Origin of the sequence: Brassicibacter mesophilus, from assembly GCF_050433385.1 — a bacterium.
Classification (GTDB): Bacteria; Bacillota; Clostridia; order Tissierellales; family Proteiniboraceae; genus Brassicibacter; species Brassicibacter mesophilus.
The window spans coordinates 117,076-142,931 of sequence record NZ_JBNPXI010000006.1 but is presented as its reverse complement, the minus strand read 5'-3'; the positions used below and the strand labels follow the sequence as shown (position 1 = coordinate 142,931).

The window sequence follows — 25,856 nt, the reverse complement described above, 5'->3', positions numbered from 1 at the left end:
TTATAAAATATGTGATTACAATCAAATAAAAAAGCTCTAAGTTTAAACTTAGAGCTTTAATGATTATACTTCTCCTAAATATGCTTTCTTTACGTTTTCATCTTGAAGTAAGGTTTTTCCTTCACCCTGCATTACGATTTTTCCTATTTCTAGTACGTATCCATAATCAGCAATTTCAAGAGCTGCTTTAGCATTTTGCTCTATCAGCAATATAGATACATTATTATTCTTTATTTCTTTAATAATAGAAAATATATCTTTTACAAGTATTGGTGCAAGACCTAATGACGGTTCATCCATCATAATCAGCTTTGGTTTTGACATTAGAGCTCTTCCAACAGCTAGCATCTGCTGTTCGCCTCCAGACAAAGTACCTGCTTTTTGCCATACTCTTTCATTAAGTCTAGGAAATATTTCATATACCCAATCTAAATCCTTAGTGATTTGCACCTTGTCTTTTCTATAATATGCTCCTAAAAGCAGGTTCTCTTTTACAGTAAGGTCAGGGAACACTCTTCTTCCTTCAGGTACAAGTGTAATTCCAGACTCTACAATTTCCTTTGTTGGTTTATTTGTTATATCTTCGTTGTTGTAATGAACAGCTCCTTCTGTTTTCTTTACCAGGCCAACTATACTTCTTAAAGTAGTGCTTTTACCAGCACCATTAGCTCCTACCAAAGTTACAATCTTGTTTTCAGAAACATCAATGTTTATACCCTGAAGTGCTTGGATACCTCCATAATTCACATGTAAGTTTTCTATTTTAAGCATCTAATCCACCCCCAAATACGCTTCTATGACCTTAGGATTAGATTGAATTTCCTTAGGTACACCCTCAGCTATTGTTTCTCCGTGGTCTAGAACTATTATTCTTTCGCATATCCCCATAACTACCTGCATGTGATGCTCAATCATTAGAATAGAAATATTAAAATTATCCCGTACTTCTTTTATAAAATCCATAAGCTCAATAGATTCCTGAGAATTCATGCCGGCAGCTGGCTCATCTAGAAGTAGAATCCGAGGATTTGTAGCTAATGCTCTAGCTATTTCTAGACGTCTTTGTTTTCCGTAAGGCAATGAAGTTGCTTTTTCATTTGCTACATCAGCAAGATTTACGCTTTCTAGCAGTGTCATAGATCTATCATACATTTTTCTTTCTTCTGAGCTATACCACGGCAAGTTAAGTATTGCTGACCATAATCCAGATTTAATTCTTAGGTGATTAGCAACTAGCACATTTTCAAGTACAGTCATTTCTTTAAAAAGACGGATGTTTTGGAAGGTTCTAGCTATACCTAGCTTTGTTATCTGATCAGGCTTTTTCTTTACTAGGTTAGTATCTTCAAAATATATATTTCCTTCAGATGGTTGGTAAACTCCAGTTATCATATTGAAAGCAGTAGTTTTGCCTGCTCCGTTTGGGCCTATTAAGCCGACTATTTCATTTTGATCCATTTGTAGTGAAAAATCAGAAACAGCAACAAGTCCACCAAATCTCATTGTAATATTATCAACCTTTAATAAACTCATGCTTCCACATCCTTCTTAATCAATTTACGCAGTTTTATCTTAACAATATCTATATAGTCCCATGAAAATTCACGGTTACCCATAAGACCCTGTTGATAAAACAATATGACAATAAGTAGTAGTGCAGAGAATATAACCATACGCATTCCAGATATACCAGGGATAACAGTAAATCCTAAGTTTATATCTTGATCAAGTACTCTTAATGCCTCCATTCCTACAGTTACAACAATTGCTGAAATAACTGTTCCAGTTATGCTACCACTGCCGCCAAGTACGACTATTAAAAGGATCTGGAATGTTAACAAAAATCTAAACATATTTGGGTCAACTGTACCTAATAGATTCCCAAGTAAACCTCCACCAACACCTGCTAGAAAAGCACCTATCATAAAAGATATAACCTTATGCTTAAATAAGTTAACTCCCATTGCTTGAGCAGCGATATCATCATCACGTATAGCTCTAAAAGCATTTCCATAGCTGCTTTTCACAATTCTCACTACAAATAGTATTGTAAGAATAGCTAAACCCCATGACCACCAAATGTTAGTAAGTACAGGAACACCTTTTAATCCTAATGCTCCATTTGTAATAGACTGAGTATTAGTAAATACAACACGAATTATTTCCGCAAAGCCAAGTGTAGCAATAGCTAAGTAATCATCTTTCAGCTTAAGTGCTGGTGCACCTATTATAAATCCAGCAATAGCTGCCATTAATCCTGCAACTAATAATGCAATTGGAAATGGAAGCTGTATAGTTGCTAGTGGTGCAATTATTGGTTTAATAAAGAAGTTTGATGCTTTCATTTCTGGTGAAAGAGTAAGTAGAGCAGTGGTATATGCTCCTACAGCCATGAAGCCTGCATGTCCTAGAACGAAAAGACCTGTAAAGCCATTTACTAAGTTAAGACTTAAACCTAAGATCACATATATAGCACATAAATTAAGTATTCTAAGTTGATATTGATTCATAAAAAGATTTGCTAATATCAAAAATACAATAAAAACAACTAATGAGATTAAGGTATACTTTAATTTTTTCGTATTCATAACTTACACCTTCTCCGCAATTTTTTGGCCCATTAAGCCGGTTGGCTTTAATAGTAATATAAAGATTAACAGTACAAAAGCAAATGCATCTCTATATCCAGTTAAAGAAGGGAAAAATGCTACGAGCATTATTTCACCTATACCTAGTATGAAGCCACCTAAAACTGCTCCTTTAATATTTCCTATACCTCCTACAACTGCTGCTATAAAACATTTAAGTCCTGGCATAACACCCATTAATGGAAGAATCTGAGGAAACTTTAGTCCCCACATTATACCTCCTACAGCAGCTAGACCTGAACCTATACCAAATGTAAGAGAAATTATTTTATTTACATCTATAGCCATTAACCTGGCTGTCTCATAGTCTTTTGATACTGCTCTCATTGCCATTCCTGTTTTAGTGTAATGAATAACATATACTAGTACAAAAAGAAGTACTAATGTAATAACTGGAATATAGAAAGAAAGACTTGTGATAGAGACGCCTTTTATGTTTAATACTTTATCAAACATTTCTGGTCTTGGAAAAGCCTTAGGTCTTCCGCCAAAAACAACTACTGCTAGATTCTCTATAAAAAAAGAAACTCCTATAGCAGAAATAAGAATCGAAATACGTGGAGAATTTCTTAGCGGTCTATATGCAGTTTTTTCTATACCCATACCTATTAAAGCAGTAAGTAAAATTGCAATAATAAAAGCCAATGGCCATGGCAGAGAAAAGATCATTATTCCATAAAAAGCTACATATGTTGCTATCATGAATATATCTCCATGAGCAAAGTTTATAAGTCTAAGTATTCCATATACCATTGTGTAGCCAATAGCAATTAGAGCATATAAGCTTCCTAATGATATTCCATTTGACAGATGCTGAAAAAACAGCTCAAAACTCATATTATTACCTCCTAACCTTAGGATTAGTGTAATTAGAAACTTCCAGCAAATACTGGAAGTTTCTAAACTTTTTATTCTATTGAGGCTCAACAGTAGTTAAATATTTAAATTTTCCACCATTAACTTGGTTTATTACAGCACTCTTAACTGCATCGCCATTCTCGTCTAGATTTATTATTCCAGTAGCGCCCATGAAGTTTTTAGTTTCTGATAGAGCTTTTTGTATATCTACAGGAGCTGCAGAGTTTGCTCTTTCAATTGCATCTAGTATAACTAGATAAGCATCGAATCCAAGAGCTGCAAACGCATTAGCATCCTTATTATACTTTTTCTTATATGATTCTAGGAAATCTTTGGACATATCAGTTACAGGAGCTTCAGCAGTAAAGTGTGTACTGAATACTATACCTTCAACAGAATCTCCACCGATATCTAAGAATTCAGGAGCTTCCCAAGTATCCCCACCTAATATTGGAATATTTATGCCTAACTCTCTAGCTTGCTTTATAAGTAATGCACTTTCACCATAGTTTCCAGGTGCGAATATAACATCAGGGTTTTTGCTCTTAACGTTTGTTAACTGAGCAGTAAAGTCTTGATCACCTGTGTTGTATGAACTGATTTCAACAATACTATTTTCGTCGTTTGTCAACTTTTTAAACGACTCAACGAAGAACTTGCTTAGTCCAACAGAATAGTCTTGTGTAACGTCTTGGATAATAGCAGCTTTTTTAGCTTTTAGATCTTTAACTGCATAATTAGCCATTACAGTTCCTTGGAAAGGATCTATAAAACATACACGGAAATAAAAATCATTGTTTAATGTAACTAGAGGATTAGTAGGTGAACATCCAACTGCAGGGACTTTATTTTGTTTAACTAGATCCCCGGCAGACATAGAAAGTGAGCTTCCGTAACTTCCTATTATCGCATTCACTTTATCCTTTTCTATTAGTCTTGCTACTGCATTCGCTGCCTCTACCTTATCAGATTTGTTATCTAATACTATGATTTCAACTTTTTTTCCAAGAGCCTCTGAAAACATTTCGTTAGCTAACTTAATGCCTTCTACAGTCATTTCTCCACCAGCTGCTGAAGCACCAGTCATTGGTTCAAATACACCTATTTTTATTACATCCCCATTTTCAGCTTGATTTGATGTGTTTTTTGCTGAACAACCCGCGACCATTGATATTACCAAACACATAACCAAAAAAATAGCTACTGAACGTTTCATTATATTCCTCCTTTTTAAATAAGTATTACAAAAAATTAATAAAAATTTAATATATAATTCTACGTTGCTTTACAACTTTCCTGCTTTAAAGCAAAAAAATATAAAATATATTTAGGAAGTTGTCTTAATTCATTCTATTAGTATATATAAAAATATATTACATGTTTGCACATAAGATACATTACTAATACTTTGTATAATATATAAACTAAGTCGATAATAGCTGAAATGCTTAAGATAATATTGCACGAACAGTCAGGATAATTAATCATACCCAGAATATTAGATATTTAGGTTGACACAGAATATATGAGGATGATAAGCTAAAAATGTATGTATAGGTATGTAAATACATACTTAGTTTAATCATAAAACAAAGTAGGTTGATAGACATGGGTAAAATTAAAATTGCGCACAAAAGCTTAATAAAGCAAATTAACACATCAACTATATTACAAATAATTAGAAATAATGAACCTATATCCAGAGCAGACATATCCAAAATAACTGGGCTAAATAGAGCAACTGTTTCAAATAATGTTGGAAATTTAATCGACATGAATATTATTAGAGAAATAGGTATAGGGGAGTCAAGTGGAGGAAGAAAACCTGTTCTTTTGGAGCTTAATCCTAAAGCATTTTATGTTATAGGAGTAGATATGGGAACAACAAAAGTTTCCACTGCTCTAATTGATATAGAAGGAGAAATAGTTAAAAAAGTTGTAAATCCATTTAATACAAATAGTTCGTATGCTGATGTACTAAAAACTATTAAAGAATCTATACTTAGTGCTATGCCAGAAAATGAAGAAGATATTGAAAGAATTATTGGTATTGGGATGGGAATACATGGACTGGTAAATCATGATAAAGGCATATCAATTTATGCTCCAGCATTTAATTGGCATGACATAGACTTCAAAGAATACTTTGAAGGAGAGTTTTCTGTACCAGTAATTGTTGACAATGATGTAAGAGTTATGGCATTAGCAGAAAAATGGTTTGGAAGTGCAAAGCAAGCATCTAACTTCGTATGCTTAAATATTGGAACTGGAATAGGAGCAGGAATGTTTCTGAATGGAGAACTTTACAGAGGTTCAAGCTTTGGTGCTGGTGAGATAGGTCATATAAACGTAATGAATAGAGGACCTAAATGCAACTGTGGTAACTACGGCTGCTTAGAGGTTGCGGCTTCTGGGATAGCCATAGTAGATAGGTTTATTGAAAAAATTAAATATGGGGAGAAATCTATCGCTGTTGATTTTGTTAATGGTAAGCTAGATGAAATCGACGGTGCTGTAATTTATCATGCAGCACTAGAGGGAGATAAGCTAGCTGTAGAAGTACTGAATGAAACAGGAAAGTATATTGGATTAGGTGTAGCTGTAATTGTAAATTTATTAAATCCTGAGATGATACTAATTGGCGGTGGAGTATCAAATGCAGGAAAATTTTTGTTTGATCCAATAAAAGAAACTGTACTTCATAAAGCAATGTCACATAATGCGAGAAATACTTTCATAGGACCGACAGGACTTGGTGAGAACTGTGGTTTAATTGGAGCAGCTACATTAGTATTAAGAGAACTATTTAAGAGTCCAAAACCAAACTTAAAAAGTTAGGAGTGATAAATATGGCTGAACTGAGATATAACCCACTTTTAGATGATTGGACTATGGTTGCATCTCATAGACAAAATAGGCCTGATATGCCTAAAGACTGGTGTCCATTTTGTCCAGGCTCTGGCAAAGTACCAGATGAATATGAAGTATTAAAGTATGATAACGACTTTCCAGCGTTGTCACAGAAACCTCCACAGCCAGATAACGTAGGTTCAGAGCTTTATCAGACAAAACAAGCATATGGCAAATGCGAGGTCATACTTTATTCTTCCGAACATACTATTACATTACCTGAGCTTAGTGTAGAGCATATAGAAAAGCTTGTTGATTTGTGGATTGAAAGGACAGTAGAACTGTCAAAAGATTTTAAACATAAGTATATATTTATTTTTGAAAACAGAGGAGAGCTTGTAGGTGTAACAATGCCGCATCCTCATGGGCAAATATATACTTATCCATATATACCGTTGAAAATAAGAACAGAGCTTGATAACTGCAAAAGATATTTCCAAACTAACAATGAATGCTTAATCTGTAAAATGAATGATGAAGAAATCAAATTCAAAGAAAGAGTAATAATACAGAATGAAGATTTCATTACATATATTCCGTTTTTTACTGACTATCCTTATGGAGTATTTATTGTCAGCAAAAATCATAAAAGCAGCATAGCTCAGCTAAATTCAAGAGAGAAAAACAGCCTTGCAAAAATACTGAAAGACACTACTGGCACACTTGATTCATTATTTGATTATAAATTCCCATATATGATGGCGATACATCAAGCGCCAGTAAATAGTGAGAGTGTAGATGATTATTATCATTTTCATATAGAATTTTATCCTCCAATGAGATCAAAAGATAAAGTGAAATATAACGCTTCATCAGAAACAGGAGCATGGGCTCCATGCAATACAAAAGCTGTAGAAGAAACAGCAAAAGAATTAAAAGAAGCCTATAGAAGATTCTTAGAGAGAAGGTGATTAGTATGGAAAACTTAGATTATTTATTAGATGACTTTGAACAGCTTTATGGCAAAAGTAAGGAAAGCATGCAGGTTTATTTTGCACCAGGCAGAGTTAATATTATCGGTGAGCATACTGATTACAATGGAGGTTTTGTTTTCCCTGCTGCTTTAGATTTTGGGACTTATATGGTCATCAGAAGAAGAAACGATAGAATCATTAATTTTTCATCTAATAACTTCTCTTTTAAACGATCAGTTTCTTTAGATAATATTGAATATGATACAGGTCATGGATGGACAAACTATCCAAAAGGTATTATCTATCATCTTGCTAAAAGAGGATATGAGCTTAACGGTTACGACATACTATATTGCGGCAATATACCAAATGGAGCAGGGTTATCATCATCCGCTTCGATACAGCTAGTTACAGCCTTTGGGCTTCTGACATATGAAGGCTATGATGTTGATAGAGTAGAAATAGCAAGAATTGCACAAGAATCCGAAAACCGATTTATTGGGGTGAATGTTGGCATAATGGATCAGTTTGTTGTATCTCTCGGGAAGAAAAACCATGCATTACTGATCAATTGTAATACTTTAGATTATGAACTGGTTCCATTTGATATTGGAGATTATAGGATAGTGATTAGCAATTCCAATAAGAAAAGAGAACTTGTAGATTCTGAGTATAACACAAGAAGACAGCAATGTGAGATTGCTGTAAAATACATGAAAACACAGTTTTGTGATATCAGTAATCTTAGTGAACTAAGTAAAGAAGATTTTGATAGCTATAGCTATTTAATAAAAGATGATGTAGCAAGAAATAGAGCATTTCATGTAATAAATGAAAATGAAAGAGTGTTAAAATCAGTTCAAGCATTGAAAAGCCATGACATTGATAAGCTAGGAGGGCTGATGACTGAATCACATGAATCCCTAAGAGAACTTTATCAAGTATCATGTAGAGAACTAGATTTACTAGTGGATACGGCACTAGGCGTTGATGGAGTAATGGGGTCTAGAATGACTGGAGCTGGTTTTGGTGGATGTACAGTATCACTTGTGCTTAAGGCAAATGTTGATGATTATAAAAGGATTGTTGGAAGTAAGTATAGGAGTAAGTTTGGTCATGATGCTGATTTTTATGTGTGTAATATTGGAGATGGAGTAAAACAGATAAAGGAGGACTAAAATGTCTATTTTAGTTACTGGAGGAGCAGGTTATATAGGTTCTCACACTGTACTTGAGCTTTTAAATAAGGGCGAAGAAGTTATAGTAGTCGATAGTCTTTACAAAGGACATAAGGATTCAGTACTAGGTGGTAAGCTTTATGTTGGAGATATAAGGGATGGAGAGTTTTTAGATAAGGTGTTCAAAGAAAATGATATTGAGGGTGTTATACATTTTGCTGCTGATTCCTTAGTAGGTGAAAGTATGAATGACCCATTCAAATACTATCATAATAATGTGTATGGTACTCTTATGCTTTTAGACAAAATGAAGGAAAAGAGAGTTGATAAAATAGTATTTTCATCTACAGCAGCTACATATGGAGAACCTGAAAACATACCAATACTGGAAAGTGATAAAACAGAACCGACCAATACATATGGTGAGACAAAGCTGAGTATGGAAAAGATGATGAAGTGGTTTAATAAAGGCTATGGGATTAGATACACAGCACTTAGATATTTTAATGCAGCAGGTGCAGATGAAAGCGGGAAAATTGGAGAAGATCATATTCCAGAAACACACCTGATACCTATAATATTTCAAGTAGCTTTAGGCAAAAAAGAAAAGATACTAATATACGGAGATGATTACGACACAAAGGATGGAACGTGTGTTAGAGATTATATTCATGTTTCTGACCTTGCGCAGGCTCATATATTAGCATTTGAGAAAATGAGAAATGGTGGAGATAGTTCTTTATATAATCTAGGCAGCGGAAGTGGAATTACAGTTAAGGAAGTAATTGATACGGTTAGGATGATTACTGGGCACAGCATACCTACAGAGATGGCTCAAAGAAGAGTAGGAGATCCTGCTGTACTTATAGCTTCGTCGGATAAAATTAAAGCTGAGCTAGGATGGACACCAAAATATGATAATCTTGGAGCAATCATTCAGACAGCTTGGAACTGGCATAAAAACAATCCAAATGGTTTTAGAAAATAAGCATAGGGGGCGGTAAAGGTGATGAAAAATCAAATGAAATCTACTAATGACTGGGAAAATAATAATATGCTTCATAGAAATAGACTAATTAACAGGAGTTATTTTATATATTTCCAGAGTAAGAATTCAGCTTTAACACTAGAAAGAGGGAACTCTAACTGGTTCCAGCTGTTAAATGGTATGTGGAAGTTTTATTATTCAAATAATCCATATGATATTCCAGAAAACTTCTATGATATTGATTGTAATACTGAGGATTGGGATAAAATTGTAGTGCCTTCTCATTGGCAGCTCAATGGGTATGATAAACCTCATTACACAGACCTTTATTATCCTTTTCCCATAAATCCGCCATTTGTGCCATCAGAAAACCCTGTAGGTATATACAAAAGAGATTTTTATATCTCTAATAATTGGTTTGATAAACAAACTATTATTAGATTTGAAGGGGTAGATAGTGCATTTCACTTATGGGTTAATGGACAGCCTGTTGGATATAGTCAGGGAAGTAGACTTCCTTCAGAATTTGATATAACTCCTTACATACATTATGGCAAAAATGATGTTACGGTAAAGGTATATCAATGGAGTGATGGAAGTTATATTGAGGATCAAGATATGTGGTGGTTAAGTGGCATTTTTAGAGATGTTTCTATTATTTCACGTCCATTAGTTCATCTAAATGATTTTCATGTAAAAACCGACATAGATGAAAATTATCAGAATGGTATTCTAAAATTAAAAACAACTTGGAATAATAATCTTGTACAAAGCATTGAGAATTATAAAATAAAGATAGACTTATTAGATGCAATAAATAAAAGCATAGTTTCTAATGAAATAGAAGCAGAATTAAATATAAGACAGAATGAAACCAAAATAGTAGATATAGAAATACCAGTTGCAGATCCTGAAAAGTGGTCGGCAGAAAAACCATATCTATATAGTCTCATAATAACTCTTGTTGATGACAATGGCAAAGAAGTTCACTCAGTTGCATCAAAGGTTGGCTTCAGAAAAATAGAATTAAAAGATGGAAACTTCTTAGTTAATGGTAAAGCAATAATGCTAAAGGGTGTAAATAGACATGACTATCATCCTGGTTTAGGTAGAGCAGTTCCTTATCAATGGATGAAGGAAGATGTAATGCTTATGAAGCAACACAATATAAATGCAGTACGTACTGCACATTATCCAAATGATCCAAGATTTTACGACTTATGCGATAAATACGGCTTATATGTTATAGATGAAACTGATCTAGAATGCCATGGATTTGAACTTATAGGTGATATTAATATTATAAGTAATGATTCAAATTGGGAATCGGCTTACGTAGATAGAATGGAGAGAATGGTTCACAGAGATAAAAACCATCCTTGCATTATAATGTGGTCTTTAGGTAATGAATCTGGTTTCGGCTGTAACCATGAAGCTATGGCAAAAGTGTGTAAAGAGATAGATGATACAAGACTTGTACACTATGAAGGTGATGTTGAAGCAAAAGTAAGTGATGTTTATAGCACTATGTACTCGTCTGTTGAAAAAATGGAAGAGCATGGACGAAAAGAAGGACTAGATAAACCTCATATTATCTGTGAGTTTGCACATGCTATGGGAAATGGGCCTGGAGGACTTACTGAGTATATAGATACGTTTTATAAGTATAAGAGACTTCAAGGTGGATTTGTATGGGAATGGAATGATCATGGGTTAAGACAATATGATGAGAATAGAAGAGAATATTTTGCTTATGGTGGTGACTTTAACGACTATCCTAACAACTCTAACTTTTGCATAGATGGGCTTGTTTATCCAAATCATAAGCCTTCGCCAGGATTATTAGAATATAAAAAGGTAATAGAACCTGTTAAAGTGGAGTTTATTGATCTTCACGGTGGAGAAATAAACGTTAAAAATCTTTATGATTTTATAACACTTGACCATTTAAACTGTTCATGGAGTATAATAGGAGATGGACAGGTTATTCAAAGTGGCACTGTTGAACTACCAGATATCCAAGCTGGAATGTCAAAAAATATTTTAATTCCTTATAGTACTGATGAACTAATATCATGTGAAGAATATCTGTTAAACATTTATTTTACATTAGCACATGATACTGTTTGGGCTCAAAATGGATATGAAATAACTTCAGAGCAGTTTAAGCTTCCTATAGAAAATAAAGTAATCAAAACTGATAAGAAATATTATGGATATCCTTTAAATCACAGTGAGGATAGAAAATATATTAAGCTTGAAGGATATAACTTCAACATAACGTTCAATAAGTTTAATGGAATGGTCGAAGAAATAATGTATAATGGTGTAAATATAGTAAGTAGGGGACCAAAACTTAACTTCTGGCGTGCAGCGATAGATAATGATATGTATTTAGTTGAAGAATGGAGAAAAAATTATCTAGATAGGCTTCAGCACAGAATAGATGAAGTAGCTTTTAAAGCTATAGATAGTAACTCTGCTGAGATAAATGTCGGAGTAACTATAGCACCTCCTACACTTAACTGGAGTATTAAGTGTAGTTATAACTACAAAATCTATGGAGATGGAACTATAGAGCTTGAGGTAGAGGGAGAGTCTATTGGAAAGCTGCCTGATTCAATTCCTCGAATTGGAGTTAACCTAGAGCTACCTCGTGACTTTGACATTGTAGAGTGGTATGGAAGAGGTCCTGGAGAAAATTATTGTGATAGCAAAAGAGCAAACAAAATAGGGTTATATAAAAGTACAGTAGATGAAATGTTTACTCCATATGTTTATCCTCAAGAAAATGGTAATCACACAGATGTAAAGTGGCTATCTATAACAGAAGAAAGAGGAATAGGACTGTTTGTAAAAGGAAAGCAGAATATTGAATTTAGTACACATAGGTTTACCGTTGAAGATTTAGAAAAAGCAAAGCATATGAATGAGCTTCGGCCCAGAGATTTTGTAACATTGAATATTGATTACAAGCAGTTAGGACTAGGCAGTGGAAGCTGTGGACCTAAGCAGCTACCTCAGTATAAGCTTTCTGCTGAAAGCTTCAAATTTGGGTTAGTATTTAAAGCTTTTTCTGTTGATGGTATCACACCTTTAAAATTAAGTAGAGAATAGGAGGTAGCAAGGATGGGTACAAGATTATTATTGTATCTGGGAATCTTACTCATAGGGGCTTTAGCTGGATACAAGGAGCTTGGTGGTAAAAAGCTAGAGTCTAAATTAAATATTATACAAACTATATGTCTATTGTTTCTACTGTTTATTATGGGAGTAAGAATGGGACTTGATGATAAGGTCATTTCTTCTTTTCTCGAACTTGGCTTTCAAGCTGTAATAATATCTATTTTCACCATAGCATTTAGTGTATTGCTTGTTAAGCTTGCAAAAAAACTTATAGTTAGAAATGGAGAAAAGGAGGTTCGAAATAATGAGCCTTAGGATTATATTATCAGTAGCTGTAGGAGTAGGTGTGGGGTATTTTCTACTGCCAGGAGATATACTTCAATACACTGATTACATTATAGACATTGGACTTTGTTTGCTGTTGTTTTTTGTTGGAATAGATATTGGCAGAAATAAAGACGTACTTCAAAAAATTAAAAAAATAGGGTTTAAAGTATTGTTAATCCCAGCAGCTATTATTATAGGAAGTATTGGCGGCAGTATTATAGCAGGATTATTTTTAGGACTACCTGTGAATGAAGCAGGTGCAGTTGGAGCAGGATTAGGATGGTATTCACTATCGTCCATGATGCTATCGACTTATTCTGCAAAGCTAAGTGCATTGGCATTTATCTCTAATGTTACAAGAGAGATAATAGCATTGTTGATTATACCTATAATAGCTAAGTATATCGGTGATTTTGAAAGCATAGCACCAGCAGGAGCTACATCAATGGATACTTCTTTGCCATTAATATCAAGCTCAACAAATCCAGAAACAGCCATAGTTTCTTTCATAAATGGAGTAATACTTTCAACTGCAGTTCCGATATTAGTATCAATAGTGATAAAACTTTAATGATTTAGGTGACGCAGGTGATGGTCTCATGACTTATTATGTGAATAGTTAATGTAAAATAAATATAGTTTACTTTTTAACTCAAAAAGAAACCAGGATATAGAAGACCTTGGTTTCTTTTTTTATATGCATTATCAAAAAAACACTTGCACTCTTAAATGATTAGTGTAATAATATACTTAGTAATACTAAATACTATGCAATAGGAGGTGTAAGCTTGAGTGAAATTGGTAAACAGCTTAAAAAAGGTGTTTTAGAGATTCTTATACTAAAGCTTATAAACCGGCAAGATATGTACGGATATGAAATGATTCAGATTATGGAAGATAAGAGTGGAGGATATTTTAAACTTAAGGAGGGTTCACTTTATCCAATACTATATAGACTTGAAGATGAAGAACTAATTGAAAGCTATTGGAATAAGGATCCTGCTAAAAGAACTGTGCCAAGAAAATACTATAAAATTACTAAAAAAGGCAGCGCTGTTTTAAATGTCTATATTGATGAGTGGAATGAATTCTTAATAGCGGCTAAAAGTTTGCTAGACGAGGAGGGGAAATAAATGGCAAAATCATGCTATGAAAGGTATATCAATTCTGTTGTAAATAATATTAGGTGTAATGGAAAGACTCGAAAAAAGATAAAAGAAGATTTATTAAGTCACATACAAGTTAAATCGCAAGAAACAGGAGAAAATGATCCGTGGAAGCTTTTAGGAGATCCACATGAGGTGGCAAAGGAGTTTAGAGAGAATCTAAGTATAAAGGAAGATTATAGAAGTGAATATGAATATATTTCAGAAACTAGAGTATTTGGGTGGCCATTAGTTCACATAAACTACAGAAGAAATGGATTTGCTAGAGGGATTATTGCAGTAGGAGGAATTTCAGTAGGAGTTGTAAGTGTTGGTGGTATTTCTATAGGATTATTGTCATTAGGAGGATTTTCTTTAGGGTTGTTGATTGCTCTAGGTGGATTTGCAGGATCATTAGGAATTGCTTTAGGTGGTGCAACCATTAGTTACTACATGTCGATAGGTGGTATGGCAATTGCAAAGCATTTTGCTATAGGGGCTTATGCTCAAGCTAATATAGCTGTTGGAGACACAGTAAAAGGTATATTAGGAGCTTATGAAACAAAGGGTACTGGTGATGTGTTGATGAAATTCCCTGTAGATAAAGAAGTATTTGTTAATGAGGTACGAAAGATATATCCTAGAATCGGTAGCATGACTTTAAAGATGTTAAAGTTATTTATTAGATAAATCGTGGAAGTAAAAATCATTGCAAAGAGAGAAGAAGAGTCTTATGCCATTGATTGTGGTAATAGACTTTTTTTATTTTTTTGCATATAATGGAACAAAATAGCAGGAAAATAGTCTAAGTATATGTATAATATTCTAGAAAAGATTCAGGGGAGTTGAGAGGATATGAGTAATCAAAAAAAGTGGGCTGTATTATTGTTATTATTAGTAATTGTTACTGGAATGATATATTATGCTGTTCGAGGTAGAAGTTTAGATAGGACCTCATCTGATATAGAAATCATTCCCATAGATAGAAACTTTGACATTGTTGCACTATCTGCAGATAGCGCGGGAATGAATTTGAATTCTGAGTTAAAATTGCTCTGTAGAGATCCAGTGAAATTATCAGATGTTAAAAAGTTACTCTCTATTATGCCGAGTAAGCCATATGATGTTAAAAAGGTTTCTGACAAAGAGTTTATTATCAGCTTTAATGAAACTTTATCGCCAAATAGTCTTTATAAAGTATCGTTAAAAAATGAAGGTGATAGAGAGCTTTCATGGGCATTCCAAACAAAAAAAGAGTTTAAGGTTGTTCGATCTCTTCCTAGAGATAAAGGTACATATGTTCCAATCAATTCAGGTATAGAAATACAATTCAGCTATTCTGACATTGAGCCGATAGATAATTATTTTGAGATTACTCCAAAGGTAGAAGGAAGATTTGAATATCATAAAGGCACTGCTGTTTTTATACATAAGGGTCTCGAAGAAAATACTGTATATACTGTTAAGCTTAAGCCTGGCATAAAACTAAAAAACAGCACAGAAAAAACTAGTGAAGAATATATTTTTAAGTTTAAGACAGAAAAAAAGACAGATAGATTCAACAGCTTTTTTAGATTTTCAGATGAAATGTATAACGTAACTTCAAAGAACATTTCGTATCTAGAAGTATATGCCAGTGAGACATTCAAGGGTAAGGATTTGAACATTGAAGTGTATAAGTATAAGCAAAAACAGGATTTTATAGATAACATTATTAAAATAGATGACTGTAAATTTAGCTGGCATGAAAAAAGTGATATAAAGGTTGCGCTAGATCTAAACAAGCTAGATAAAATACTAGGATTTAACACAACTTTAATGCGTGCTGATAAAAACTATTGGAATAGTACGTTTATAGGATTACCTGAACCTTTAAGTGAAGGAGATTATTTGATAAATGTAATACATAATGATGAAAACTATCAAACTCATATTCAAGTCAATGATTTAGCAGTTTATGCAATGGTAGGAGAGAAAGAGAACTTAATATGGGTTAATGATAGCATTACAGGCAAGCCTGTAGAATCAGCTAAAGTATTTGTTGCAGGAGATAAAAAGCATAGTGTCACTAATAAACAAGGTATTGCAATTATAGAAGATAGTGTATCAATTGAAGAGCCATTTAACAGAGCTTATTTTAAAATAGATAAAACTGAAAGACCTAGCTTTTTTGTTAGGGTAATACCGGATTTCTATGATTATCAACACTATTACTTTGATGATTATTATGGAGACATAGATAACACTTCATATTGGACATATCTATATATGGATAGGGGTCTATATCTTCCTGATGATAAAATAAACATATGGGGACTGGTAAAATCTAGAGACCATTTAGATGTACCTAAAAAAGGAGTGTTATATTTAAATAGTTCAGACTATGGAGACAAAAATCTTGAAGTAGAGAAAAAAGAAGTGATATTTAACGAATTTGGCTGCTATGATGGGAGCTTTGAATTTACAAACCTTATGCCAGGTAGATATTCTATAGAACTAAAAGTTAATGATGAGGTCATATCTAAGAAATACTTTGAGATTGCCAAATATACTAAGCCTGCATATAAAGTAAAGGCTGAATTTGATAAGAAAAATATTTTTGCTTGGGATACCTCTAAGTTGAAAATAAATGCAAACTTTTTTGAAGAGTCTCCAGTATCAGGTCTAAAGCTAGATTATCATTATTATGAAGATAGTGGCAGAGAAAGTAAGCGTAAATCAGGTACTCTTAATTGTGATACAAATGGTTTTGTAGAATTTGAATATAAGCCTGACATAGCTACTGTTGACTGGCGTCCAAAAAATATATATATGAATATTCAAAATGCAGAAGCAGAAGACGAGGAAGTATGGATTGACGAAAGCATAAAAGTATTTCCTAAGGATATTATGATTAATACAAAGATGCAGATATCTGAAGACAAAACAGCTGCACAAGTAAGCATTGAGACTAACAAAATAGATATAAATAAGAAAATTGAAAAAGAGGACAATTGGAATTATGAGGATATCTTTAAAGGCCAACCAATAGATAGAAACCTTAAAGTTAAAATATATGAAAGATATTATGAAAAACATGAAGTTGGAGAATATTATGATTTTGTAAATAAAAAGATATATAAAAAATATGATTACACTGAAAAATCCAAGTTGATTAAAAAGATAGATGCTAAAACTGTTAGTGGTATTTACTTATTTGAAATCCCATTAGAAGAAGAAAAAAATTATTATATCGAAGTATTTGGAGAAGACACAAGAGGGAATGCCATTACAGAAAGCAGATACATAAGTATCTATGATATTTATGATCCATATTTCGAAAATAAATACAATATCGTAGAAACAGATAGTAATAAAGATAGTTATAGGACAGGTGAGGATGTTAAACTAAAGCTCCAATACATGAATAAAGATGTAAGTGAATCGGATGGAGATAAAATGCTATATCTTGTTTTACAGGATGGACTAAAGTCATTTGAGATTTCTGACAATGTGAAAAACAGCTTTGAATTTGAAAAAGATTTAATACCAAATTATTATATCAGAGGAGTATATTTTGATGGGGAAAACATATATAAGGCTGGATTAAAGCAAGTATTATATGACTATACGGAAAAGCAAATCAATATAGACATCAACACAGATAAGATAGAATATAAACCGGGGGACACTGTTAAACTCGATATAAGCACTAAGGATTTAAAGGGCAAACCAGTAAAAGCCGACGTCAATATAAGTGCTGTTGATGAAGCATTTTTTGCAGTACGGGAGCAATATGTAGATACTCTACGGTCAATATATAATTACTGTTATGGAACAGGTATGATTATGGATTATGTTTCATATACGGAAATAAATTTGTATGGTAGAGGAATGGCTGAAGGTGGAGAAGGTGACAATGAGGCATTAAGAACTGATTTTAAAGATACTGCAATTTTTAAAACGGCGACAACAGATAACAATGGAAAAGCTTCAATAAGCTTTAAGCTTCCAGATAATCTGACCTCTTGGAGAATAACATATCAAGGTATAACAAAAAACTTATATGCTGGAAATGGAAGAATGAATATAAATGCTAAGCTTCCCTTCTTTGTTAATGTTATCATGACTGACAAATATATGAAGGACGATAGTCCTTATATGACCTTAAGAAGCTTTGGAACAGAGTTAGGTGAAAAGGATGATGTAAGCTACACAGTTTTACTAACAGATCAGAAGGGTAATATACAAAGCTTTAATAAAATTGCTAAGGGCAACGAATATGCAAATGTAGGACTCAAAGGCCTTGATGAAGGCAAGTATGCAGTTACCATAGAAGCACGAAGTAATGGATACTATGATGGGATTAGAAAGGAATTTGAAGTTGTAGATTCTACACTTGAGGTTATTAAAACAAATTATCAGAGGTTAAATAAGAATATAGAATTTGAAAGCGGAAAGGGACTCACAAGACTTCAATTCTATAATAAAAGTAGTGCACTCTATTATAATTCACTTACATCTCTAAAGAATACATGGGGAGAAAGAGTTGACCAGCAGCTTTCTAGGATTATGGCTACAAGTATGTTAAATAAGAATAATAATACAGAAGGATATATTCAAGATGATGAGCTTAGTAAATATCAGTTGAACGATGGCGGTATCGCACTTCTGCCTTATTCTGATAGTGAACCAAGCTTATCAGCTAAAGTTGCTTCACTGGCAGTAGATTTATTTGATGAGAATGGGTTAAAGGGATATTTCTATAACATCATTAATAATCAAAACTCTACAAAGGACGATGTATTCTATGCATACTGGGGGTTAGCAGTATTGGATGAGCCTGTTTTGATTGATATTGAGAGATTACTTGAAGAGCCAGATTTGAGTGTTAAGGATGAATTAATACTTGGTGTTGCACTGTTTGAGCTTGGAGATACAGTTAAAGCAGAAGAAATGTATAACAAATTGATAAATAATTATGGTAAATCAAGTGGAACTAGTAGTTATGTAAGTGTTGATGGTGACAAGGATGATATTTTAGAGGCAACTTCTTTAGCTTCAGTTCTTTCAACAAAATTGAAAATGAATGATAGATATGCTTTGTTTAAATATGTAGTGCAAAATCAAGCAAAAGATATATTAACAAATTTAGAGCAGCTTATTTGCGTTGCGAATGATAAACCTGCAAAAGAACAAAAAGTAAGTTTTAGTTATGCATTAAATGGTATAGAGAAAAAAGTTACATTATCAAACAATGAGACCTGTGAATTGCTGTTAAAGCCTGAAGAAGTTAATAGTATTAAGTTTAAGGATATAGAAGGAGAGGTAGAAGTTGCTAACAGTTTTATGAGCTCTGTTATAGATGCCATTAGCGATAAAGATGATAATATATCCTTATCAAGAAGCTATTCTAGCTTAGGCAAGCTTACTGACAGCTTTGAGCATTCAACCTTAGTAAAAATTGTTTTGACACCTGAATTCTCAGAAACTGCCCCTGATGGATATTATGAAGTAACTGATATTCTGCCATCAGGACTAAGATACGTTAAAGACTTCAACTATGGAGACAGACGATGGTATCCAAACGACAGAAACGGTCAGAAGGTAACTTTTGGATACTATTATAAAAAAGGAGAGCCAAAGGATGGTATTGTATATTATGCAAGAGCTGTAAGTCCAGGAGAATATACATCAGATTATGCTATTTTGAAACATTATATGAGTGATACGCTAGGTGTTGCAGATCAGCAAAGGATAATAATTAAAGAATAAAGCTTTCAAAATAAATATCATGTAGATATTAATGAATAAGAAAAAATCAAAAATTCAATAAATAGCTTATTATAATTGCCAAGTTTATGAGATCGTTATAAAAATCTTATAGGTTGGCAATTTTTTTATAACCTATAAGAAAGTCCTAAATTTCTCAGCGTAAAATTGGTTTCAAAAAAGGTCTCTTTAATATATTAATGCTTCTATAGGAATCTTTTTATTTTTATATTAGGGAAAAAATTATTTTATGATATCACTATTTACAAAATAAGAATATCATGGTAACATAATATTGATAATAATTATCAATAAATGATAATTATCAATAAATAATAATTATCAATATATTGGGGAGACAATATTATGCAAAATTCATGTAAAGAATGTATATTAAAGCAAAACAATAATGATAAATTTATAACATGGCTTGTGGAAAATCTTGGACCATTGTTATATGGAACTAAACCATCTGAACTAATAAGTTTGCCTATATGTGATAAAAAGGCATCAAATAAGTTAAACATTGTCAAAAATTGCATGAAAAAATGTAATAAGCTTTCTTATAAAATATTTTCATATAATCAAAGTAGTATTAAAGTGTTTTTTTACAATCCGATGGTTTTAGATAACTGTTTAAAAGATCATAGAAACACTTATTTTCTTAAGAGTCTTGGGTATCCAGATGAATATAAAATGGACAGTTATTTAGAATATATCATATCGAAAATGAAAAATGGACGTATTCCTGATGAAATAGGAATATTCTTGGGATATCCACTTAAGGATGTTATGGGATTTATAGGACATTCTTCTTTGAAGCTTACTAAAGTAAATGGATGGAGAGTATATGGAGATCCTAAAATATCAGATGAAAAATTTAATAGTATTATAAACGCAAAAAAAATGATAAAAGAACTACTAAAATATAATAAACCAGAAAATATTTTATTTTATATTTAAAAATTTAAAAAAGTGGAGGGATAGGTAATGGAAAATGTTAAAGTAATTTATTGGAGTGGAACAGGAAACACTGAATTAATGGCAAACTTAGTAGCAAAGGGAGCAAGCTTGAATGACAATAAAGTAGATATTATAAGTGTTGAAGAAGCTACAAAAGGAGACGTTATAAAAGCAGATGCTGTGGCTTTTGGTTGCCCAGCTATGGGAAATGAGGTTCTCGAAGAAAGCTTTATGGAGCCATTTATAGATTCTCTTGAAGGGGTAGATTTTAGTAATAAAAGAATTGCACTGTTTGGTTCATATGATTGGGGAGATGGAGAATGGATAAGAGATTGGGAAGATAAGATGAGAAGCTATGGTGCAACTTTAATTGATGATGGATTAATAGTTAAGTTAACTCCAGAGGGTGAAGACGAGGCTAAATGCGAAGAGTTAGGAAAAAAATTAGCATTGTATAAGAGAGGCTAAGAAAGCTAGATATTGAAATATAAGTGTATATAAATGAAAATAATGCTTTTTTTGGAGAAAAATAAAATAAAATTAAATCCAGAAAGAGCATTTTTTATAACTAAACTTATTAAAGCTAACATGATTATTTATTGTCATATGGTTTTGTAGTATAATTTTGGTAGAATATATCTAAAGTTTGTCTATAGATAATCAAATTTTAGATAAAAATACTTTTTAAATGGAAGGTCTGTCATGAAAAAAACTATTATTATTTTAGTTATAGCTTTTATTATTATATTTAATATTTCTGAACAGAGTAATACACCAAAGTGTATAAATAATAGTGCTAAGGAACATCAAAACTTATTAGTGTGCAAATACTTTGATGAGACAAGATTCAACATGTCTTTAAATACAACTTCAGAGGGTACACTAGATAAGGTAGAAATAATGGGCGGAATAGTTCCACATCATCTCTTAGCAGATAAAATGATTGCAGAATTTTTTAAAGTAGCATCTGTTAAACAGCCTGAAACAGTCATAATAATTGGTCCCAATCATACCGGAGCTGGGGTGAGTAAGGTTCACACTGGAGGTTGGGGGTGGATGACCCCTTTTGGAATATTAGAATCTGATAGGGGAGTAACAGATTATTTAGTTAAGACAAAAATAGCTGAGACTAATTTTGAACTAATGGAAAATGAACATTCTATTTCAGCTATTGTTCCATATATTAAATATTTTATGCCAGATGCCAAGATTGTACCAGTTTTGGTTTCTGGCACATATACCTTGAAACAATCAAAGGAGCTAGGAGAGAGCTTAGAAGACTTAATGAAAGAGAAAAAGTGTCTTTTTATAGCATCGGTAGATTTTTCTCATTATTTATCACTAGAAAAAGCTAATGAAATGGATGAGATTACAAGAAGTGCACTAGAAGACAGAAACATACAGCAAATAAACTGCATGAATAATGACTTTATGGATTCTCCAGCTTCTATTATTACTTTACTTGCTGCTATGGACGAAGTGAAGGCAGATAATCAAAAAATGCTTAACCATAGTAATTCTGCTATAATTGCAGAAAATGGATATGATTATACTACAAGCTATTTTACTTATATTTTTTATTAATCTGAGTTTTTAGCTGGAAGAACATAAACTATGTAATATACTACAGGTACAATAATAGCTCCACCTACAATATTTCCTAAAGTGACTGGAATAAGATTATCAGTCCATATTGATAACCAAGGCACATTAACACCAGCAAATTTAGCTAATGGTATAAAGAACATATTAGCTATGCTATGCTCATAGCCTGACAGTACAAAAAGCATTATAGGAAACCAGATTGCTAATAATCGAGAAACTACATCAAGTGCTGCAGCACCTAACCATACAGCGAGTACAACAACAATATTGCATAGAATCCCTCTTAGGAAAGCGGCTTGAAAACTTAGAGATAGCTTTGCAGTACCTATGCTAGCAGCCATCTCTAATACATGGCCTTGTAATAATTCAGCTTTGAGTATAATAAAAGCTAATAGAACTGCTCCAATGAAGTTGCCTAGATAAACAAAAAACCAATTTTTGAGCATTTCACCAAGCGTAATTTTTTTATCCATAATAGCCATTGTCATTAAACAATTTCCTGTAAACAGCTCTGCACCAGCTATTACAACTAGCATGAGACCTACTGGGAAAACAGAAGCTCCAATAAGCTTCATTACTCCAATATCAATGCCTTTTAAAGTTTGCATTACGACAATATCGCCAAAAGCACCTAGTCCTATAAATATACCAGCAAAGATTCCTAATAGCAGTATTCTAGTTATAGATAGCTTTGCTTTTGTAATACCTGCGTTTATAGTTGCATTTGCAACTTCAGAAGGTGATAAATATCTTTTTTCCATAGCAATACTCCTTTTTTTATCTCTATGTACAGTTTATTTTTCCTATTTGTCATAAAAAAATACAAAAAAATAGCAGAGTGTATACTCTGCTATCTATTAGCTACGCAATCTCTTCAATTGAGCTATTTTCTTTCATGTACTCTTCCAGCGCTTTAGATAGTTGATCTGGACAAGAAGTACTTTTTCCGCCACAGGTTATTCCTTTTAATTTATTAATTACTTCATATATATCCATTCCTTCAACCAATTTGCTGATACCTTGAAGATTACCTGGACAACCTGAGTAAAAAGATACGTTCCTTACTATATTACCCTCAATAGTGAAATTAATCAATTTAGAGCAAACTCCTCTTGGTGTATAGCTGTTCATTAATTATGTCCTCCCTTAATTTCAGTCAATAACTATATTATGAATTAATAGACAAGTTGTCAAGTATAGAGTAAAATTCAAGCATATAATTTAAAAACACAAGAAATGTATGTAAAGACACCTTTGACGATACATAAATCATTCAATATAATAGAACTTAATAAAATATTAGAAAATTTGTTCAATATACAATGATTTTAATTTGAGTTGGTAGAGTTAATTATATGATAATGATAGGAAAGAGGTGGATCATGGATAGTTCTCTATTGTCAGAAATAAAAGAGGATGTAATGAAGTATGCTGAAGTAATATCTAATGCAATAAAAGTAGATGTAGAAATTGTTGATATAGATATGAGAAGAATTGCTGGTACAGGTATTTTTAAAGATAGAATAGATATAGTAAATAAAGGCTCAGTTTATAAAACTGTAATTGAAACAGGACAATCTCAAGTAATAGTAAATCCAAGAGAGCATGAAATTTGCAAAGACTGCATTGAAAAAGATACATGTATAGAAAAGATGGAGATATCAACTCCACTTATTTATGAAGAAGACATAATAGGAGTAATTGGCTTAGTGTGTTCGACTAATGAGCAAAAAAAGCGTATAATGGAAGACTTAGACTCACAAATGCAGTTTTTGTATCAGATAAGTGATTTTATTTGTTCAAAGATTTATCAGCGTCAAGAAACAAAAATGCAGGCTCAAAGAACAGATATGCTAAAAAAAATTCTGAATAATATTGATAAAGGAGTTATAGTATTAGATGCTGAAAATAAAATAACAATAATTAATAATAGTGCTATGAGAGAGTTAGTCCTTTCTCCATTTTATATAAATAAGCAGGTAGAAATTATAAACAAGAATGAGTACATAATGGGCGGAGAGCTTCACGAGGTAAAAATAGATAATAAAAGCTTTTTTCTTGTTGGAAATATGATACCAATACATTCCATTTCCAAGGAATATGTAAAAGTATTCATTTTTAACAACATGGATAAAATAAATTCGGATATCTATAAAATAACAACAAGTGAAAGAAAGATAAGACTAGATACAATAATTGGTGAATCTATACCAATGAGACAATTAAAAGAAAAGATAAGAAAAATAGCTTTTACAAAATCTACAGTTCTTATTTCTGGAGAAAGTGGTACAGGAAAAGAATTAGTAGCAAGAGCAATCCATGCTGAAAGTGACATAAGACATAAACCTTTTGTTGCAGTAAACTGTGGTGCAATTCCTGAAACTCTCATTGAGAGTGAGCTTTTCGGTTATGTGAAAGGTGCTTTTACTGGCGCTAACCCTAATGGCAAAATTGGAAAATTTGAGCTTGCCAACGGTGGAATTATTTTTTTAGATGAGATAGGAGACATGCCTTTATATCTACAAGTTAAATTGTTAAGAGTATTACAAGAAAGAACACTTACCAGAGTAGGATCTAATCAGTCAATTAAACTAGATATAAGAGTTATTGCAGCAACTAATTTCAATTTGAAAGAAAAAGTTAAAGAGAAAAAGTTTAGAGAAGATTTATATTATAGATTAAATGTAATCCCTGTAGAACTGCCACCATTAAGAGAGCGAGAGGGAGATGTTTTATTAATAATGACAAAACTTGTTGAAAAGTATGGCCGACTTTTTAATAAATATATTCATACAATTGAAAATGATGTCAAAGAGGCAATATCAAACTATTCATGGCCTGGAAACGTAAGAGAGCTTCAAAATACTATTGAGTTTATGATAAACCTTTGTGGTGATAAAGGTATACTGAGAAAAAATATGTTACCAGATGCTGTTTTAAACAATCGAACAGTTTATAACGAAGAACATAGAAAGGAGCATAATGAAGAAACGCTAAAAACACTTCAAGAATTGGAACATGAATACATACAAAAAGCTCTAGATATATATGGAACCAGTACGGAAGGTAAAAAATTAGCAGCAGAGAAATTGGGTATTGGTGTAGCAACTCTATATAGAAAAATGAAAACATAATTATCAAAACGATAATTATGTTCAGGAAATAAAACACATTAGCATTTTACAAAAGAAGAGCGGATTATCAAAATGATAAAAAGATTATCATTTTAATAATCCGCTCTTCTTTATATATGGAAATATAATATTTGTAAATATTTACACTAAATTAGTATATGATTTTCAATGACTATATCTATTGAAAGTATCTACTTATCATAAGATGGTTTTATAAACAATATTATTATTTTTTGAAAATTAGATTGGCACATAAATTGCAAAAAGTAAAAATTGATTACATAATTTTAAATTCGGAAAATTTTCAGA

General features: G+C 32.4%; 21 protein-coding genes. 14 read left to right on the top strand and 7 right to left on the bottom strand.

What is annotated here, in order from left to right; translation table 11 throughout:
• Positions 1–63: 63 nt before the first annotated feature.
• The 5 genes from HNR33_RS09120 to HNR33_RS09100 form a co-directional block, all read right to left on the bottom strand.
• Complete coding sequence (locus HNR33_RS09120) at positions 64–771, bottom strand: ABC transporter ATP-binding protein (protein WP_429082585.1); 708 nt, start codon at positions 769–771, stop codon at positions 64–66.
• Positions 772–1,533, bottom strand: a complete 762-nt coding sequence (locus HNR33_RS09115; RefSeq protein WP_429082582.1) for an ABC transporter ATP-binding protein — start codon at positions 1,531–1,533, stop codon at positions 772–774. It abuts the gene before it with no gap.
• On the bottom strand, positions 1,530–2,588 hold the full coding sequence (locus tag HNR33_RS09110) for a branched-chain amino acid ABC transporter permease (protein ID WP_429082580.1): 1,059 nt from the start codon (positions 2,586–2,588) through the stop codon (positions 1,530–1,532). The genes HNR33_RS09115 and HNR33_RS09110 overlap by 4 nt, the downstream gene beginning before the upstream one ends.
• 3 nt (positions 2,589–2,591) lie before the next feature.
• Entirely contained in the window at positions 2,592–3,485 is an 894-nt protein-coding gene (locus tag HNR33_RS09105) for a branched-chain amino acid ABC transporter permease (protein WP_429082578.1), read from the bottom strand.
• A 76-nt stretch (positions 3,486–3,561) separates the two neighbouring features.
• The gene (locus HNR33_RS09100; protein ID WP_429082576.1) at positions 3,562–4,722 is read right to left on the bottom strand and encodes an ABC transporter substrate-binding protein; all 1,161 of its coding nucleotides are present in this window, start codon (positions 4,720–4,722) and stop codon (positions 3,562–3,564) included.
• A 392-nt stretch (positions 4,723–5,114) separates the two neighbouring features.
• On the opposite strand from HNR33_RS09100, the gene HNR33_RS09095 reads away from it, so the two are divergent.
• The 13 genes from HNR33_RS09095 (at position 5,115) to amrB (ending at position 22,392) form a co-directional block, all read left to right on the top strand.
• Positions 5,115–6,344, top strand: coding sequence for an ROK family transcriptional regulator (locus HNR33_RS09095; RefSeq protein ID WP_429082573.1), 1,230 nt, complete (start codon positions 5,115–5,117; stop codon positions 6,342–6,344).
• Between the two features lie 11 nt (positions 6,345–6,355).
• On the top strand, positions 6,356–7,327 hold the full coding sequence (gene galT / locus HNR33_RS09090; RefSeq protein WP_429082571.1) for a galactose-1-phosphate uridylyltransferase: 972 nt from the start codon (positions 6,356–6,358) through the stop codon (positions 7,325–7,327).
• A 5-nt stretch (positions 7,328–7,332) separates the two neighbouring features.
• Positions 7,333–8,508, top strand: coding sequence for a galactokinase (locus HNR33_RS09085; RefSeq protein WP_429082569.1), 1,176 nt, complete (start codon positions 7,333–7,335; stop codon positions 8,506–8,508).
• Position 8,509: 1 nt separating this feature from the next.
• Positions 8,510–9,496, top strand: coding sequence for a UDP-glucose 4-epimerase GalE (gene galE / locus HNR33_RS09080; protein WP_429082568.1), 987 nt, complete (start codon positions 8,510–8,512; stop codon positions 9,494–9,496).
• 21 nt (positions 9,497–9,517) lie between these two features.
• Entirely contained in the window at positions 9,518–12,613 is a 3,096-nt protein-coding gene (gene ebgA / locus HNR33_RS09075; protein WP_429082567.1) for a beta-galactosidase subunit alpha, read from the top strand.
• A 12-nt stretch (positions 12,614–12,625) separates the two neighbouring features.
• Complete coding sequence (locus tag HNR33_RS09070) at positions 12,626–12,937, top strand: LysO family transporter (protein WP_429082565.1); 312 nt, start codon at positions 12,626–12,628, stop codon at positions 12,935–12,937.
• Positions 12,927–13,520, top strand: coding sequence for a LysO family transporter (locus HNR33_RS09065; RefSeq protein WP_429082564.1), 594 nt, complete (start codon positions 12,927–12,929; stop codon positions 13,518–13,520). Before HNR33_RS09070 ends, HNR33_RS09065 begins: the two co-directional genes overlap by 11 nt.
• Positions 13,521–13,737: 217 nt before the next feature.
• Entirely contained in the window at positions 13,738–14,082 is a 345-nt protein-coding gene (locus HNR33_RS09060) for a PadR family transcriptional regulator (RefSeq protein WP_429082563.1), read from the top strand.
• Positions 14,083–14,784 (top strand): DUF1700 domain-containing protein, encoded by a 702-nt coding sequence (locus HNR33_RS09055; RefSeq protein ID WP_429082562.1) that lies wholly within the window; start codon positions 14,083–14,085, stop codon positions 14,782–14,784. It begins immediately after the preceding gene.
• Positions 14,785–14,949: 165 nt separating this feature from the next.
• Complete coding sequence (locus HNR33_RS09050; protein WP_429082560.1) at positions 14,950–19,848, top strand: Ig-like domain-containing alpha-2-macroglobulin family protein; 4,899 nt, start codon at positions 14,950–14,952, stop codon at positions 19,846–19,848.
• A 363-nt stretch (positions 19,849–20,211) separates the two neighbouring features.
• Positions 20,212–20,808 carry a DUF3793 family protein gene (locus HNR33_RS09045; protein WP_429082557.1) on the top strand — a complete coding sequence of 199 codons (597 nt, stop codon included), beginning with the start codon at positions 20,212–20,214 and terminating at the stop codon, positions 20,806–20,808.
• A 27-nt stretch (positions 20,809–20,835) separates the two neighbouring features.
• Entirely contained in the window at positions 20,836–21,276 is a 441-nt protein-coding gene (locus HNR33_RS09040; RefSeq protein ID WP_429082554.1) for a flavodoxin, read from the top strand.
• A gap of 234 nt (positions 21,277–21,510) precedes the next feature.
• Positions 21,511–22,392 (top strand): AmmeMemoRadiSam system protein B, encoded by an 882-nt coding sequence (gene amrB, locus HNR33_RS09035; protein WP_429082551.1) that lies wholly within the window; start codon positions 21,511–21,513, stop codon positions 22,390–22,392.
• Here the strand turns inward: amrB and HNR33_RS09030 are convergent.
• A complete protein-coding gene (locus HNR33_RS09030) occupies positions 22,389–23,174 on the bottom strand; it encodes a formate/nitrite transporter family protein (protein ID WP_429082549.1) in 786 nt (261 codons plus the stop codon). The two genes, amrB and HNR33_RS09030, sit on opposite strands and share 4 nt — an antisense overlap.
• Positions 23,175–23,274: 100 nt before the next feature.
• Entirely contained in the window at positions 23,275–23,544 is a 270-nt protein-coding gene (locus HNR33_RS09025) for a TIGR03905 family TSCPD domain-containing protein (RefSeq protein ID WP_429082546.1), read from the bottom strand.
• A 251-nt stretch (positions 23,545–23,795) separates the two neighbouring features.
• Between HNR33_RS09025 and HNR33_RS09020 the strand changes: the two genes are divergently transcribed.
• Positions 23,796–25,547 carry a sigma 54-interacting transcriptional regulator gene (locus HNR33_RS09020; RefSeq protein ID WP_429082543.1) on the top strand — a complete coding sequence of 584 codons (1,752 nt, stop codon included), beginning with the start codon at positions 23,796–23,798 and terminating at the stop codon, positions 25,545–25,547.
• Positions 25,548–25,856 lie beyond the last annotated feature (309 nt).

What these genes read in the sequence shown, in the direction of transcription:
- HNR33_RS09120 (WP_429082585.1), bottom strand. Translation starts at nt 771, where the DNA reads ATGCTTAAAATAGAAAACTTACATGTGAATTATGGAGGTATCCAAGCA.
- HNR33_RS09115 (WP_429082582.1), bottom strand. Translation starts at nt 1,533, where the DNA reads ATGAGTTTATTAAAGGTTGATAATATTACAATGAGATTTGGTGGACTT.
- HNR33_RS09110 (WP_429082580.1), bottom strand. Translation starts at nt 2,588, where the DNA reads ATGAATACGAAAAAATTAAAGTATACCTTAATCTCATTAGTTGTTTTT.
- HNR33_RS09105 (WP_429082578.1), bottom strand. Translation starts at nt 3,485, where the DNA reads ATGAGTTTTGAGCTGTTTTTTCAGCATCTGTCAAATGGAATATCATTA.
- HNR33_RS09100 (WP_429082576.1), bottom strand. Translation starts at nt 4,722, where the DNA reads ATGAAACGTTCAGTAGCTATTTTTTTGGTTATGTGTTTGGTAATATCA.
- HNR33_RS09095 (WP_429082573.1), top strand. Translation starts at nt 5,115, where the DNA reads ATGGGTAAAATTAAAATTGCGCACAAAAGCTTAATAAAGCAAATTAAC.
- galT (WP_429082571.1), top strand. Translation starts at nt 6,356, where the DNA reads ATGGCTGAACTGAGATATAACCCACTTTTAGATGATTGGACTATGGTT.
- HNR33_RS09085 (WP_429082569.1), top strand. Translation starts at nt 7,333, where the DNA reads ATGGAAAACTTAGATTATTTATTAGATGACTTTGAACAGCTTTATGGC.
- galE (WP_429082568.1), top strand. Translation starts at nt 8,510, where the DNA reads ATGTCTATTTTAGTTACTGGAGGAGCAGGTTATATAGGTTCTCACACT.
- ebgA (WP_429082567.1), top strand. Translation starts at nt 9,518, where the DNA reads ATGAAAAATCAAATGAAATCTACTAATGACTGGGAAAATAATAATATG.
- HNR33_RS09070 (WP_429082565.1), top strand. Translation starts at nt 12,626, where the DNA reads ATGGGTACAAGATTATTATTGTATCTGGGAATCTTACTCATAGGGGCT.
- HNR33_RS09065 (WP_429082564.1), top strand. Translation starts at nt 12,927, where the DNA reads ATGAGCCTTAGGATTATATTATCAGTAGCTGTAGGAGTAGGTGTGGGG.
- HNR33_RS09055 (WP_429082562.1), top strand. Translation starts at nt 14,083, where the DNA reads ATGGCAAAATCATGCTATGAAAGGTATATCAATTCTGTTGTAAATAAT.
- HNR33_RS09050 (WP_429082560.1), top strand. Translation starts at nt 14,950, where the DNA reads ATGAGTAATCAAAAAAAGTGGGCTGTATTATTGTTATTATTAGTAATT.
- HNR33_RS09045 (WP_429082557.1), top strand. Translation starts at nt 20,212, where the DNA reads ATGCAAAATTCATGTAAAGAATGTATATTAAAGCAAAACAATAATGAT.
- HNR33_RS09040 (WP_429082554.1), top strand. Translation starts at nt 20,836, where the DNA reads ATGGAAAATGTTAAAGTAATTTATTGGAGTGGAACAGGAAACACTGAA.
- amrB (WP_429082551.1), top strand. Translation starts at nt 21,511, where the DNA reads ATGAAAAAAACTATTATTATTTTAGTTATAGCTTTTATTATTATATTT.
- HNR33_RS09030 (WP_429082549.1), bottom strand. Translation starts at nt 23,174, where the DNA reads ATGGAAAAAAGATATTTATCACCTTCTGAAGTTGCAAATGCAACTATA.
- HNR33_RS09025 (WP_429082546.1), bottom strand. Translation starts at nt 23,544, where the DNA reads ATGAACAGCTATACACCAAGAGGAGTTTGCTCTAAATTGATTAATTTC.
- HNR33_RS09020 (WP_429082543.1), top strand. Translation starts at nt 23,796, where the DNA reads ATGGATAGTTCTCTATTGTCAGAAATAAAAGAGGATGTAATGAAGTAT.